11 protein-coding genes and 1 pseudogene are annotated in these 13,847 nt (G+C 63.4%); 8 read left to right on the top strand and 4 right to left on the bottom strand.

The window, feature by feature from the left end:
* Positions 1 to 2: 2 nt before the first annotated feature.
* The 5 genes from O6P39_RS13365 (at position 3) to O6P39_RS13345 (ending at position 6,972) form a co-directional block, all read left to right on the top strand.
* On the top strand, positions 3 to 1,796 hold the full coding sequence (locus O6P39_RS13365; protein ID WP_275611797.1) for a S9 family peptidase: 1,794 nt from the start codon (positions 3 to 5) through the stop codon (positions 1,794 to 1,796).
* Positions 1,797 to 1,881: 85 nt separating this feature from the next.
* Positions 1,882 to 3,045 carry an alcohol dehydrogenase-like regulatory protein ErcA gene (ercA, locus tag O6P39_RS13360; protein WP_275611796.1) on the top strand — a complete coding sequence of 388 codons (1,164 nt, stop codon included), beginning with the start codon at positions 1,882 to 1,884 and terminating at the stop codon, positions 3,043 to 3,045.
* The gene (locus O6P39_RS13355) at positions 3,029 to 4,726 is read left to right on the top strand and encodes a NahK/ErcS family hybrid sensor histidine kinase/response regulator (protein ID WP_275611795.1); all 1,698 of its coding nucleotides are present in this window, start codon (positions 3,029 to 3,031) and stop codon (positions 4,724 to 4,726) included. The genes ercA and O6P39_RS13355 overlap by 17 nt, the downstream gene beginning before the upstream one ends.
* 234 nt (positions 4,727 to 4,960) lie before the next feature.
* Positions 4,961 to 5,839 (top strand): glyoxalase III HchA, encoded by an 879-nt coding sequence (gene hchA, locus O6P39_RS13350; RefSeq protein ID WP_275611794.1) that lies wholly within the window; start codon positions 4,961 to 4,963, stop codon positions 5,837 to 5,839.
* Between the two features lie 248 nt (positions 5,840 to 6,087).
* Positions 6,088 to 6,972: a hypothetical protein gene (locus tag O6P39_RS13345; RefSeq protein WP_275611793.1), complete on the top strand. Its 885-nt coding sequence runs from the start codon at positions 6,088 to 6,090 to the stop codon at positions 6,970 to 6,972.
* A gap of 29 nt (positions 6,973 to 7,001) precedes the next feature.
* Here O6P39_RS13345 and O6P39_RS13340 read toward each other — a convergent pair.
* Positions 7,002 to 7,115 (bottom strand): annotated as a pseudogene (locus O6P39_RS13340) (glutaminase); the annotation flags it as partial.
* A gap of 193 nt (positions 7,116 to 7,308) precedes the next feature.
* Between O6P39_RS13340 and O6P39_RS13335 the strand changes: the two are divergent.
* Positions 7,309 to 8,040, top strand: coding sequence for a hypothetical protein (locus tag O6P39_RS13335; protein WP_275611792.1), 732 nt, complete (start codon positions 7,309 to 7,311; stop codon positions 8,038 to 8,040).
* A gap of 345 nt (positions 8,041 to 8,385) precedes the next feature.
* Positions 8,386 to 8,679 (top strand): hypothetical protein, encoded by a 294-nt coding sequence (locus tag O6P39_RS13330; RefSeq protein WP_275611791.1) that lies wholly within the window; start codon positions 8,386 to 8,388, stop codon positions 8,677 to 8,679.
* Between the two features lie 521 nt (positions 8,680 to 9,200).
* Here O6P39_RS13330 and O6P39_RS13325 read toward each other — a convergent pair.
* Positions 9,201 to 10,127, bottom strand: a complete 927-nt coding sequence (locus O6P39_RS13325; protein WP_275611790.1) for a site-specific integrase — start codon at positions 10,125 to 10,127, stop codon at positions 9,201 to 9,203.
* A gap of 180 nt (positions 10,128 to 10,307) precedes the next feature.
* Here O6P39_RS13325 and O6P39_RS13320 point away from each other — a divergent pair, with 180 nt between their 5' ends.
* Complete coding sequence (locus O6P39_RS13320; RefSeq protein ID WP_275611789.1) at positions 10,308 to 11,279, top strand: DNA-binding protein; 972 nt, start codon at positions 10,308 to 10,310, stop codon at positions 11,277 to 11,279.
* Between the two features lie 23 nt (positions 11,280 to 11,302).
* Here the strand turns inward: O6P39_RS13320 and O6P39_RS13315 are convergent, their stop codons facing one another.
* Both O6P39_RS13315 and O6P39_RS13310 read right to left on the bottom strand, forming a co-directional pair.
* On the bottom strand, positions 11,303 to 12,211 hold the full coding sequence (locus O6P39_RS13315) for a LysR substrate-binding domain-containing protein (protein ID WP_275611788.1): 909 nt from the start codon (positions 12,209 to 12,211) through the stop codon (positions 11,303 to 11,305).
* 210 nt (positions 12,212 to 12,421) lie between these two features.
* Positions 12,422 to 13,846 (bottom strand): OprD family outer membrane porin, encoded by a 1,425-nt coding sequence (locus tag O6P39_RS13310; protein WP_275611787.1) that lies wholly within the window; start codon positions 13,844 to 13,846, stop codon positions 12,422 to 12,424.
* Position 13,847: the final 1 nt, after the last annotated feature.

The following is a 13,847-nucleotide window of genomic DNA, read 5'->3' as shown; positions in this document are numbered from 1 at the left end:
GCGTGGGCCGCGACGACTGGAGCGCCGAACGCGCGGTAGCCGCCGCCGGGGACTTCGCCGAGCTGCACGTTGCCCATGGCGGTCTGTTGTGGGCCGCCTTCGACCCCGCCAGCGCACGCTGCCGGCTGTTCCTGCGCCGTGAAGGGCAGACCCGCGAACTGACTCCCCCCGGCGCGTCGGTGCGCAGCCGCGTCTACGAGTACGGCGGCGGTTCCTGCTGCGCCACGACCGACGGCGTGGCCTGGGTGGAAGAGGGCGACCAGCAGGTGCGCTGGCTGCGCCTGGGCGGCGAACCCCGCGCGATCACCCATCGCGACGACTGCCGCTACGGTGACCTGTACTACGTTGCCGCCTGGAACGCGCTGCTGGCGGTGGAGGAGGAGGGCGGTAGCGGCGGGGTGCAGCACTGCATCGTCCGCCTGGATGCCGATGGCCGGCGGCGGGTGATCGCCACAGGCGCGGATTTCTATGCCTCGCCCGTGGCCGACGGCAGTGCCGAACGAATCGCCTGGGTGGAGTGGGACCGTCCCGAACAACCCTGGACACGCACCCGCCTGGTCGAGTCCTTCGCCGGCGAACAACGCTGCCTGGCCGGGCAGACCCGGCACGAATCCATCCAGCAGCCGCGCTTCGCCGACGATGGCCGGCTGCACTGGCTGAGCGACCGCGCCGGCTATTGGCAGCCGTACCACGAAGGCCCCGGCGGCTGGCAGGCTGCGGCTGCGGACCACGCCAGCGCGCCCTGGCAACTGGGCGGGCGCACCTTCCTGCCGCTGGCGGACGGCAGCCTGCTGGCAACCCGTTACGAAGACGGATGCGGTGTGCTGGTGCTTTATGACGGGCACGGTGGCGAACGCCGGCTCGCACCGGAGTACAGCCGCTTCCGCTCCCTTGCGGCGGATGAGCGGCACTTCTACTGCATCGCCGCCGCGCCGGATCGCCTGCCGACGCTATTGGCCATCCGCCGGGTAGACGGCGCCACCCAGGTACTGGCCGGCGGTGAGCAGCCGCTGGCCGAGGCCGAGCTGTCCCGTGGTGAAACCTTCCACTATCCGGTGGGTGAGGACGAGTGTGGCCATGGCTTCTTCTACCCACCCTACGGCGACGTAGAAGCACCGCCCCTGGTGGTGTTCCTGCACGGCGGCCCGACCTCGGCCAGCTACCCGGTGTTCGACGGGCGCATCCAGTTCTGGACCCGTCGCGGCTTCGCCGTGGCGGACCTCAACTATCGCGGCAGCGCCGGTTATGGCCGCGCCTATCGCGAGCGCCTGCGCCTGGGCTGGGGGCAGGTGGAAGTGGAGGACATCGGCGCAGCGCTGGATTTCCTCGCCAAGGCCGGACGCATCGACCGCCAACGGGTCTTCGTGCGCGGCGCCAGTGCCGGTGGCTACAGCGCGCTGATGGCTCTGGCGCGCCTCACGGGTCTGCGCGGCGGCGCCAGCCTGTATGGCGTCAGCGATCCGCAGGCGCTGGCCCGGGTGACCCACAAGTTCGAGGCGGATTACCTCGACTGGCTGATCGGCGACCCGCAGCAGGACGCCGAACGCTACCGCGAGCGCACGCCGGTGCTGCTGGCCGGGCATATCCACGCGCCGGTGATCTTCTTCCAGGGTGAGCTGGACGCCGTGGTAGTGCCGGCGCAGACCGACGCCATGGTCGAGTCCCTGCGCCAACGCGGCGTACCGGTGGAGGTGCACCGCTATGCCGGCGAGCGCCATGGTTTCCGCCAGGGCGCCAATCTCGCCCATGCGCTGGAGGCGGAGTGGCGTTTCTACCAGGCGCTGCTGGCTGTCTGAAGCGTCTGCCAAGGTCGCATTGCAATACCTGACGGATGCAGTAGGCTGCCGGAAACATCCCATAACAATAACGACAGAGCCCCCGATGTCCCACGAGCTCAGCCAGCTGCGCAAATTCGTCTCGCCAGAGATCATTTTCGGTGCCGGATGCCGGCACAATGTCGCCAATTACGTGAAAACCTTCGGCGCCCGCAAGGTGCTGGTGGTGTCGGACCCCGGTGTACTCGCCGCCGGCTGGGTCGCCGACATCGAAGCCAGCCTGGCCGCCCAGGACATTCCCTTCTGCCGCTACACCGACGTTTCGCCCAACCCGCGCGTGGAAGAGGTGATGCGCGGCGCCGACTTCTATCGTAGCCAGGGCTGCAACGTCATCGTCGCGGTGGGCGGCGGCAGCCCCATGGACTGCGCCAAGGGCATCGGCATCGTCGCCGCCCACGGCCGCAACATCCTTGAATTCGAGGGTGTGGATACCCTGCGCGTGCCCAGCCCGCCGCTGATCCTGATCCCGACCACCGCCGGCACCTCGGCGGACGTCTCACAGTTCGTGATCATCTCCAACCAGGATGAGCGGATGAAGTTCTCCATCGTCAGCAAGGCCGTGGTGCCCGACGTGTCGCTGATCGACCCGGAAACCACCCTGACCATGGACCCGTTCCTCTCCGCCTGCACCGGCATCGACGCCCTGGTGCACGCCATCGAGGCCTTCGTTTCCACCGGCCACGGCCCGCTCACCGACCCCCACGCACTGGAGGCCATGCGGCTGATCAACGGCAACCTGGTGCAGATGATCGCCAACCCCTCGGACATCGCCCTGCGCGAGAAGATCATGCTGGGCAGCATGCAGGCGGGGCTGGCGTTCTCCAACGCGATCCTCGGCGCGGTGCACGCCATGTCCCACAGCCTGGGCGGCTATCTCGACCTACCTCACGGCCTGTGCAACGCCGTGCTGGTGGAGCACGTGGTGGCCTTCAACTACAGCGCGGCGCCCGAGCGCTTCAAGGTGATCGCCGAGACCTTCGGCATCGACTGCCGTGGTCTCAACCACGCCCAGGTACGCCAACGCCTGGTAGAACACCTGATCGCCCTGAAGAACGCCGTGGGCTTCCACGAGAGCCTCGGCCTGCACGGCGTCGGCAGTTCGGACATTCCCTTCCTCTCGCGCCATGCGATGCAGGACCCGTGCATCCTCACCAACCCTCGCGAATCCAGCCAGCGCGACGTCGAGGTGGTGTATGGCGAGGCCCTCTGACGAGCAACAGCAACAACAGGCCCTGGCCGGGCTGCTCGGACTGGGCAGCCACTCCGCGCGCAAGAGCCACTACCCCGAGCTGGTGGCGCGCCTGGACGAGCTGGAAACCGAGCGCAACCGCTATAAATGGCTGTTCGAGAACGCTGTCCACGGCATCTTCCAGGCCAGCCTGAGCCAGGGACTGCGGGCCGCCAACCCGGCCCTGGCGCACATGCTCGGCTACGACGACCCGCAGCAGGTGCTGTGGAGCCCCCAGGACATGGCCAGCCAGCTCTTCGCCGGCGGCGAGGCGGAGATGCGCCGCATCCGCGACCTGTTGCAGGAGCGTGGCGGCCTGTTCGGCTACGAGACGCGTCTGCTGCGGCGCGACGGCAGCCACGTCGACGTGCTGATGAACCTGCTGCTCAAGCCGGACGAAGAAGGCCTGGTGGAAGGCTTCGTCGCCGACATCACCGAGCGCGTCCAGGCCCAGCAGCGCCTGCAGAGCCTCAACGAGGAATTGGAGCAGCGCGTCACCGCCCGCACCCGCGAACTGGAGACACTCAACCAGCAGCTGCGCGAAGCCCGTGACGCCGCCGAGTCGGCCAACCTGTCCAAGGACAAGTACCTGGCGGCGGCCAGCCATGACCTGCTGCAACCCCTGAACGCCGCGCGGCTGTTGCTCTCGACCCTGCGCGAGCGGCAGTTGCCAGCATCCGAGCGGCAGTTGGTGGAGCGTACCCATCAGGCACTGGAAGGAGCGGAGAACCTGCTCAGCGACCTGCTGGAAATCTCCCGCCTGGACCAGAGCGCGATCCGCGCCGAGCCGGAATCGCTGAACCTCGGCGAGCTGCTCGGCCCGCTGGCCTCGGAGTTCGACAGTGTGGCCCGCGCCTCCGGCCTGCAACTGCGCGCGCGCATCCCCGACCTGCGGGTACGCACCGACGCCCACCTGGTTTCGCGCATCCTGCGTAACTTCCTCAGTAACGCCTGCCGCTATACCCAGCACGGCGGCGTACTGTTGGCGGCCCGCCGTCGCGGTGACAGCGTGCGCCTGGAGGTCTGGGACACCGGCCGGGGGATTCCTGCCGATCAACTGCAGGCGATCTTCCGCGAGTTCAACCAGCTCGATGTCGGCCGCGCCGCCGAGCGACAGGGCGTCGGCCTGGGTCTGGCCATCGTCGACCGCATTGCCGGCCTGCTGGGCTGTAGCGTCCAGGTGCGCTCGACCCTGGGGCGTGGCTCGCTGTTCGCCATCGAAATCCCCCTGGCTGGCGATCTGCCGATCCACCAACCCGCCTCCAGCACACCGCGCCCCGGTATCGGCGACCCACTGCCGGGAAGACGCCTCCTGGTGATCGACAACGAAGAGGCCATCCTCTACAGCATGTCCGCGCTGCTGGGCCAATGGGGCTGCGAGGTCCTCACGGCGACGGACTTCGAAACCGCCGTGACAGCGCTCGATTCCAAGGCGCCGGACATCATCGTCGCCGACTACCACCTGGACTACGGCCTCACCGGCTGCGAAGTCGTGAAGGCGCTGCGCGAAAAATACGCGATCAGCATTCCCGCGGTGATGATCACCGCCGACCGCAGCGACGAGTGCCGCCGCGCCCTGCAACGGCTGGACATCCCGCTGCTGAACAAGCCGGTACGCCCCGGAAAGCTGCGGGCGGTGCTGAGTTCGTTGGTGCAAGGGTAGGGGGAGGGCGCACAGCACCTGCCGTCTGGTATCGGGGCGGCCCAGGGCTGAAGTTCCCGTCAGTCAGGGGACGGATGACGCAACGTCTGCTCGACTAGACTCACCCAGCGCAGCTCAGGTCAACGTAAGGCTCGCGTGCTCCGCATGGACCGTTGAGGGAAATCCCTCATTGTCTGGCGGTGTTACGCCTCCCTAGCATTGCTCCAGTAATCGACCCGATCGACGGAGAAAACCATGGCTACCGTACCGACTGACGACAAGCGCCCGACCCCTGACCTGGCCGAGGACAACGCTTTTTTCCCTTCGCCGTACTCGCTCAGCCAGTTCACGTCCCCCAGATCCGACCTCAGTGACGCCGACTATCCGAATCCCTATCGCGGCGGGCGTTGGAAGGTCCTGATGATCGGGGCCGATGAGCGCTATTTGCTGACGGACAACGGCACCCTGTTTTCGACGGGAAACCACCCCGTAGAGACCTTGTTGCCCATGTACCACCTGGACAAGGCCGGGTTTGCCTTCGATATCGCCACCCTGTCCGGAAACCCGGTCAAATTCGAGTACTGGGCCATGCCCTCCGAAGATGCCGAGGTGAAAGGGCAGTACGCCAAATATCGCGATCAGTTCAAGACTCCACTCAAGCTGGCCGATGTGATCGAGCAGAAGCTGGGCGAAGACTCCGACTATATCGGTGTGTTCATTCCTGGCGGGCACGGCGCCTTGATCGGTCTGCCCAAGAGCGAAGACGTGAAAGAGGTCCTTCAGTGGGCTACGGCCAACGACAAATTCGTGATCTCTCTTTGTCATGGCCCCGCAGCTCTGCTCGCAGCAGGCATCGGTGAAAGCCGGGACACCTGCATCTACAACGGCTACAAGATCTGCGCGTTTCCCGATGATCTGGACGCGAAGACCCCAGACATCGGTTACATGCCCGGCCATCTGACCTGGAAATTCGGGGAAGAACTGAAGGCGCTGGGCCTTGAGATCATCAACAAGGACATCTCGGGTGCAACCTACCAGGACCGGAAACTGCTCACCGGCGACAGCCCACTCGCGGGCAACGCCCTGGGCAAGCTGGCGGCCGCCGCGTTGCTGAAAGAGGTCGCAGCGGGGTGATCCAGGACGTGGCCGAGGCGGCATTTCGAGCCGTCCTTGCGATCGAGAGTGCGCAAACGCTTTCGCCACGGTGATCTCGAAGGCTGAGGAGGAGGGCGCCAAACGCAGGGGTAGGGCACGAGACTCTCCGCCGACTCGTACGACCACAGATCGGTTATTCCACAGCGCGATGTGGATGAAACTAGAGTTGCGGTATTGCTGCAGACGACGCTCCGGCATGGAGCGCTTGCTGCCGCAAGGAGGTCGGGATGAAAGCGCTACTGCTGTTGCTCAGCGTCAGCCTGTTCACCGCACCTGCCGTGGCCAGTGAGTGGAATCGCGACGATCGGAAGCCTGACCAGCCCAGCCCGGTTGAGAATCCGGCACCAGCGGACGAAGTCTCCCCACCGAACGACCTTCATCCAGCGTCAGCGAGTACCGTACCGATACCCCCCTCAACCGCTATCACCAATAGCGCTGGGGATAGGGTGGGGCTGGAGGAGGCGCGCAAGATCTTCAGCACAAGGATAGGCGGCAAGCCTCGTCGCTGTGATGCTGCCGTCATCGACTTTCCTCGCTGGGAAGGTTTTCCCGTACAACGCTGCGATTACTACGACACTGGGGTGCGCGTTAAGACCTACATGCTCAACCCCTCGATCTATCAGCTATCCCGGTGGACGGTGACGGCCTGTAAAGACGCAGGAGCGAGCAACATGCGCGCTTGTGTCAACGCCGTGGCCGAAACCATCATCATGGCCTCGACCGGCGTCTTTCCCGTCTCGGGATTCATACCGGAGCCCGCCAAATCCGCAGGCGGGCATGGCAATCAAATGCTGTGCCTCCTGTTCAGGGACGGTGTGACGGTGCATTCCGCCCAGTTCGTCGAGGCTCCCGCTGCGATCAACGGAACCTGTCCATCCGTGGATCACGGATCACTGGTAACCCGTGCGATGCAGTTCGCTCGAGTCGCATCGACCACCCGTGATGAATATCGTGCCCATGGTGGGGCCATCTTTGTGGGGACCGACGGGGACGGTAGCGCGCACTGGCTGGATGTTGTCCGCGAACTTTATCAGAGAGCCTGGACCAGTGAGCGCAACGAGCTGATTTCAGCGAAAGCCGTGGCGATGCATGCACAACATCTTTTTGAGTGAGACGAGAGCAGAGCAAGGAAGTCCGTTGATCAGAACACCGACCACCTGATCCGCGAACTCAGCAGCTCAAGCGCCGCCATCCCGGCGTACGAATTGCCCGCAGCATTCAACTCCGGCGACCACACGTATACGCTAATTCGTCCATCAGCAGATCGCCGTACGGTGCATGTTCGATCCTGAAATGTCCTGAATCACGCCCCTATACGTCATTTAAGATATTGCCAAGGCGCTGCATTCTGCTCTCCAGTTCCACCCAACCTGGAGAGTCACACTCTGCTGAACAGCATCGTAGGTGACGCCGGATTGGTTCGACCCAAATCCTAGAGGGCTGCCTCGATGAACGATGAAAACTGCGATCTGCTGGATCGCGTGGTATCCGCCCACGGCGGGCTGGATCGCTGGAATGAGCTCAGTACAGTACGCGCCAGCATTGTGACTGGCGGCTCGTTGTGGGGTATGAAGGGGCTGACCCAGGACAGCACCGCGAGGGAGATGGCTGTCTGGCTGCATGAGCAGCGAGCCTCGGTCATGCCATTCGGGGCACCGAATCAACGTACGGCTTACACGCCCAATCGCATCGCCATCGAGAACACCAATGGTGACGTAGTGGCGGAACGGTGGAACCCCCGGGAGTCATTCCTCGGGCACGGCGAAACGACGCCGTGGGACCCGCTTCATCGAGCGTATTTCAACGGCTATGCGCTCTGGTCCTATCTCACCATGCCATTCCTGTTCACCCTTCCAGGTGTCAAGGTGGAAGAGCTTTCTCCATGGGAGGAGGGTGGCCAACACTGGCGTCGGTTAAGGGTGTATTTCCCGGAGAACGTGGCTACGCACTCCTCGACGCAGGACTTCTATTTCGGCGAGGACTTCCTGTTGCGGCGGCACGACTATTCCGTCGACATCAGCGGAACGCTGCCTGCTGCCCAGTATGTTCACGATTATATAGAAGCCGATGGGCTGCGCATTCCTGGCAAACGGCGCGCCTATCGACGAGATGAGCGCGGCCAGGCGATCGAAGAACAATTGTTGGTTTCCATCGATATCACCAACCTTCGGTACACATGAATTGACTGGTCAGTTCGGGGCGAAAGGTGTTGCGTTCACCGGTTGAATCCCCAATGAAAAGGGGACGTACAGCCCGAGCCATCTACGTCCACATGCAGGAGTAGGCAGCGTAGCCGAGACCGTTGCGCATGGCGCGAGTACATCCGGGACAAGGCTTTGTATTCCATTGTGTCGTTAGGTTGCTCTGACACCTGAGCACATGGCGGCACTTCTTTTCGACACTCTAGAGATACCTCGACGGCATTCAATGGGCCCCATCAGGAGATCGGCGTACGCCACGGAGCACAGCTCCCGGCTGCCTTCGATCCTGTCCTGATTTCCCTTCCATGCTCGAGGATCAATGCCATGAACAACCTGAAAACCTGCCTGACCGCCATCGCCTTCGTCCTGTCCGGTGTTGCCATACACGTGAACGCTGCCGAGAAAAGTTGCGCGGACGGCAACGTCTGCTTCCAGCTGGCGCCCATGGCTGGCAAGAGTGGAGCACCGCAACTTGCAGAAGATGGCTTCAGCAGAACGCCTCTGGGCACGCACCTGAGCCCGGAAGAGCCGGCACAGCAGACTTTGGCCGCAGATGGTTTCGGCAAGACTCCGCTGGGCAAGCATCTGGTGGGGCAACAGGACTCCAGCGTTGCCTGATCTGATTGGAGGGGCCCGGACGGAGAACTGATCTCCATCCGGGTGGCTGGGGCGTCAAGAGAGAGTATGAGCTTTGTGCTGCGCGACAGCGCTCACGCCACATAACGGAGCTGCTGGCAAACCCGGCGGCGTTTAACTGCGTCGGGAAGACTGCAATGAAACACCTCTGGCAGCACCGTCCACGTAGCAAACATGAAGGACGGACGCACTCGATCATCGAGGACGCCACGATCATCACCGAAGGTGAGTGCATTACCTGGATCGGTCCACGCGCCGATTACGCAATATGCAATTTAACATAATATACATTATGCGAATCTAAGGATTGGCCGATGCGAGGCTTCCCCCTATGGATTTCACGCCAGGAACCTGGCCCATTCCACTGGATCTCGTTCCTTAACTTGCAGGCCGCCTTATCGACTGCCGAGCTTGCCCCGGATTAAACCTGGTACCCGATTCACTTCAATCGCCGCCGACTTCCGTTATGTCACCCGCAACGCCCGACGCTATTTGCATTCGGCTCAGGTTATTGCGAACTGGCCTGGCAACGAACCTGCTGGATCAACATAGCGCAGCGCCGATTTCGGATCTCGCCAGCCCACGTAACTCATCAGCGTCTTCTGATCCCAACCGCTGCGAGTTGCCCAGGTCGCGAAACCACGCCTTAGTGAATGACTGCTGTAACGTTCTGCAGGAATGCCGCATTCACGTAATGCTGCGCGCAGGATCGGAATGACGCTGTTTGGATGCAGCGGACCTTCGCTCGCGTGTCCCCAGCGATCAATGCTTCGGAAAACCGGCCCTTGCTGTTCACCAAGCTCGGCTATCCAGTCCTGGTAAGCCTGTACCGGGCACAAACGGGCCAATGCCGGCGTATGAAAGGTCTGGCCGAGGTTTTCCCGATCGGTCTTGCTCCACGGCAGATAGATCGTCATACCTTTTCCTGGCGTGACCTCGATGTGTTCGATCTGCAACCGGCAAAGCTCTTCGCTGCGGAACGCCCGCCAGAAGCCCATGAGAATCAGTGCCCGGTCACGCAGGCAGCGCCGGCGCCGTGGCGCATCGCCCGCCTGGTGAGCTGACAAGGCGGATTGCTCCAGGTACTGAACGCACAGCTCCAGTTCCTGCAGCTGCAACGGTTGAGCCTGCTTCTCCGGCCTTGGATGTAGCACGCGGATTCCCTTCAGTACCTTGCGCACGATCGGTGCTTTGGTGGGATCGGGAAAGCCCTGGCTGACATGCCATTGTGCCAGCGCCGCCAGCCGGGCCTTGAGCGTGTTGGCGCTGAGCACCCCGGCATGGTCGGCCAGGTAGCGGGCAATGGTGTCGCTGGTCGTCGGCAGGAAGCCTCCCCAACTGACTTCGAAGTGCTCGATGGCGGCCTGGTAGCTTCGCCGCGTATTGCTGCGCGTGGCCGCTTCTATATACCGCTCCAACCCCTGGGGCATCACCGCCCTCCTCCTTTATCTGTACCGATCCTTGGCGCCATTGACGCTCGCTTCGGCCATCACACGTGATAATTCGCGATTATCCAGGCTCAGTTTACTCAGCACAAATATTGAATATTCTTGATAAAATGCTATGTATTTACATATTACGTACCACATTACGAAATCGTCGGAGACCCCATGGCGCGCGGCGGAATCACCAAGGCTCTGGTACAGAGGGCACGCTCAGCCATACTGGCGCGCGGAGAAAATCCGAGCATCGATGCCTTGCGCGTCGAGCTGGGCAACACGGGGTCGAAGTCCACGATCCATCGTTATCTGAAGGAAATCGAAGCGGAAACTGCGCCTCGTAGCGGGCAGCCTCGTTCGCTCAGCGACAACCTGACCGAACTGGTGACGCAACTGGCCGGCCAGTTGCAGCAGGAGGCTCGGCAGTCCGTCGCGGAAGACCGGGCTGCCCTCTCCCGCGAACGCCTGGACTACCAGCAGCAGGTGCGCAACGCCCAGGCGCAGATCGACCTGTTGAAGGACTCCGTGCAAGCCATGGAGGCCCAGCTGCAGGACGCTCGCAGCCAGCTCCAGGCCGCTCAGGAACAGAAGCACCAGGCTGACCTGGCCAACGCCCGGCTTCGCCAGTTGGGCAGCGACCTGGAGACCCGCCTGCGGGAGCGGGATGCGCAGATTCTTTCGCTCGAGGAGAAACACAATCATGCCCGTCTGGCGCTGGATCACTTCCGCCAGGCAGCCAAGGAGCAGCGGGAGCAGGAACAGCGACAGCACGAAGCGCAGGTCCAGCAGCTCGGTGTCGAGCTCCGGCAACTGCAGCAGTCGATGATCGTGCGCCAGGACCAGCTGACCCAGCTCAATCGCGACAACGAGCGGCTGCTTACCGAGGCGCGGTTGTTGCGCAGTGAGCAGGACGCCAAGCACCAGCAACTCATGCGGGAAACGCTGGCCTCCGAAGTGCTCCGGCAGGACAAGGCTCGGCTCGACGGGCAGCGCATCGAGATCGAGGAGCGAAACCAGGAACTGACCGATGAGCTTCGCCTGTCACAACAACAGGCAAGAGAACAGGCCATCAGGATTGCCGCGCTGGAAGAGCAGCTTCAGCAAGCCGCTCTGCGTGCAGAGGCGGCTACGGCGCCTGAATAGCCTGAATGAAACCAGCAGGTTGTTCAGGAAGCCACCGGCTCCTCTTCAAATGCCTCGGCAAGAAAGTCGATCAGCTTGCGCACCGCGGGCATGAGGCCTCGCCGGGAGGGGAAGATCGCGACCACGTCGCCCATTTTCGGCGCCCAGTCGTCCAGTACATTGACCAGCCTGCCGCTGGCCAGGTCCCCGCGCACCACCTCCTCCGGAAGCAGCACCACCCCTACCCCCGCCAGCGCACCTTCGCGCAGCACGGACACGTCGTCGGACACGATGCGTGGACGCAGGTGGATGGACGCCGAGGCGCCGTTCGGCCCGTCCAGTTCCCAGACATAATCCTGGACATTCGGCCCCCAGCAGAGACTGGGCAGCTCGACCAGATCCGCCGGCCCCAGCGCCGGGCCCGCGCTGGAAAGCACGCTGGGTGCCGCCACCAGGCGGTATTGGCACTGTGCCAGCTTGCGCATGATCAGTTCGCTGCTTTCCAGTGGCTGATGACGGACGCTCAGGACCAGGTCGAAGCCTTCGCTGATGACATCGACACGGCGATTGAAACTCTTCACCAGCAATTCCACTACCGGGCATTCGGCCATGAACCGCGCCAACATAGTGGCAACTCGCGCATCCAGCAGCGCTGTCGTGCAGGCCACCCGGACCATGCCGCGTGGCTCGGCCCGGCTGCGTTCGATGGTGTCCTCGGCGGCGAGGGCCTGCTCCATCATCGCCACGCAGTGCTGGTAATACTCCTGGCCGATTTCAGTGACCGCGAAGTGCCGGGTCGAACGCTGGATCAGGCGTACGCCCAGGCGCTCTTCCAGCCGTGAAACCCGTCGGCTCAAGCGCGACTTGGGCAGCCCCAGCATCCGCCCGGCGGGTGCGAAGCCACCGTGCTCGACCACCTTGGCGTAGAGGAACAGGTCGTTCAGATCAAACATGGACACTCGCCAACAACATTTCGAACCTGCTCATGAACGGTGACGCCCCGCCCTCGGGACGGCGGCAACAGGAGTCCGCCGGGCAAACGCTGCCCAGGGATTGCCAATCGGCCTGCGGAAACTGATCAGGCATTCAGTGCGAGGGCCCAGTGCGCTTCGGCTACCGGAGCTTCGGGATCGCAAGACGGGAAAAACAGCCGATACGCCATCTCAGAACAGGCTGACCGGGTAATCGACGATCAGGCGGTACTCATCGGCGCTGGAGTTGCCTCGGGTGTTGCCCGGCGCGGTATAGCCGTCACCTTCGCGATGGGCGGCCCAGCGCACGGTCAGCGACAGGTCCTTCGCCGCTCCGGAAGGCACTTGGTACTTGAAGGCCAGGTCGCGTTCCCAGTGCTTGGCGTTCTTGCCGTCCGGGTTGTAGATGTAGCCATAGCCGGTGCTGTTGGGATCGACGCGGGTCAGGTCCGCCTCACCCCGCGTATAGGCCGCGATGAATTGCAGCGTCGGCGCGCCCAGGAAAGCCAAGGGCGTTTCGTACTGCACCCGCCAGGATTTTTCTCCCGGGCCGTTGAAGTCGGCGAACTGCTGGGAGTTGCTCAGGTAAAGGAAGATCCGGTCATTCTGCGTCAGGTAGTCGAAGGGCGTCCGGCCATCGACCTTCTGCAGCCCAAGGGTCACGGTCTGCCCATAGGCGGTCGCAGCGAGCCCGGCGCTGTAGGTGTCGTTGTCGATCGTCCCCAACTGGCTGCTGCCCTCGTCTCGCGTCTTGAAGTAGTGCAGGTAAGGCTTGAGCACCAGCTTGTCAGTGACCGGGATGGCATCGGAGATGCCCAGGTAGTACTGATTCCAGATATCCGTGAGCTGCCCGGCATAGGTCGAGAGCTGCACGCCCCAGGGGCCGCTGTAAATGGCGCCCGCCCACCCCACGTGGGGGCTTTCGCGATCCGCCAGCACGCCGGCCTTGTTCCGCGCGCCGTAGGCGGTGACCAGGTGGCTGTGGCCGCTCTGATTGCGCAAACGCGTGGACTCCACGAAACCCGCGTCCAGCCAGAGGTCCTGCAGGCCATGGTTCTTCAGCGTGACGCCACGATAGGCCTGGGGAAACAGGCGGCTCGTTCCGCTGGCCACCAGCGGGTTTTCAACCAGTTGATCGCCGGCCTTCACCAGGGTGTCGAGGTACCTGAGTTTGAGCGCGGCTCCCGCGCTGGAGAACTCGTCCTCGGGCTTGCGGGATGAGTCCAGGGGCAGCAGGCCGGCACCGCCGCTGCCGCCACCGCCGTCCAGCTTGAGCCCCAGGAAGCCGTGGGCATCGACCCCGACGCCAATCGGCGTGTCGGTGAAGCCGGACCTGAAGGAGAGCAGGAAGCCTTGCGCCCACTCGGTGGGATTGCTGGTGACCAGGTCGGAATGGTTGTCGCGCTGCAAATAGTAATTCCTCACCAGGCCATCCAGCCGCGAACCTTCCACCAGCCCCGGCGGGATGGTCAGCTCGACGGCCTGCCGGTCGTTGACGCCGGTGAAGATGTTGTCCTTCTGTCCCAGGGAGTTGTCGGCCTGGGCGGGTAACGCCAGCAGCAGGCCGATCCCCAATGGGCACAACAGCACGCCTCGCTCGACAAGCGGGGTCTTCATG

The sequence above is a fragment of the Pseudomonas sp. PSE14 genome (assembly GCF_029203285.1).
GTDB lineage: Bacteria > Pseudomonadota > Gammaproteobacteria > Pseudomonadales > Pseudomonadaceae > Pseudomonas.
Note: the sequence above shows the minus strand (reverse complement) of the source record. Positions and strands in the feature narration are given on the sequence as shown.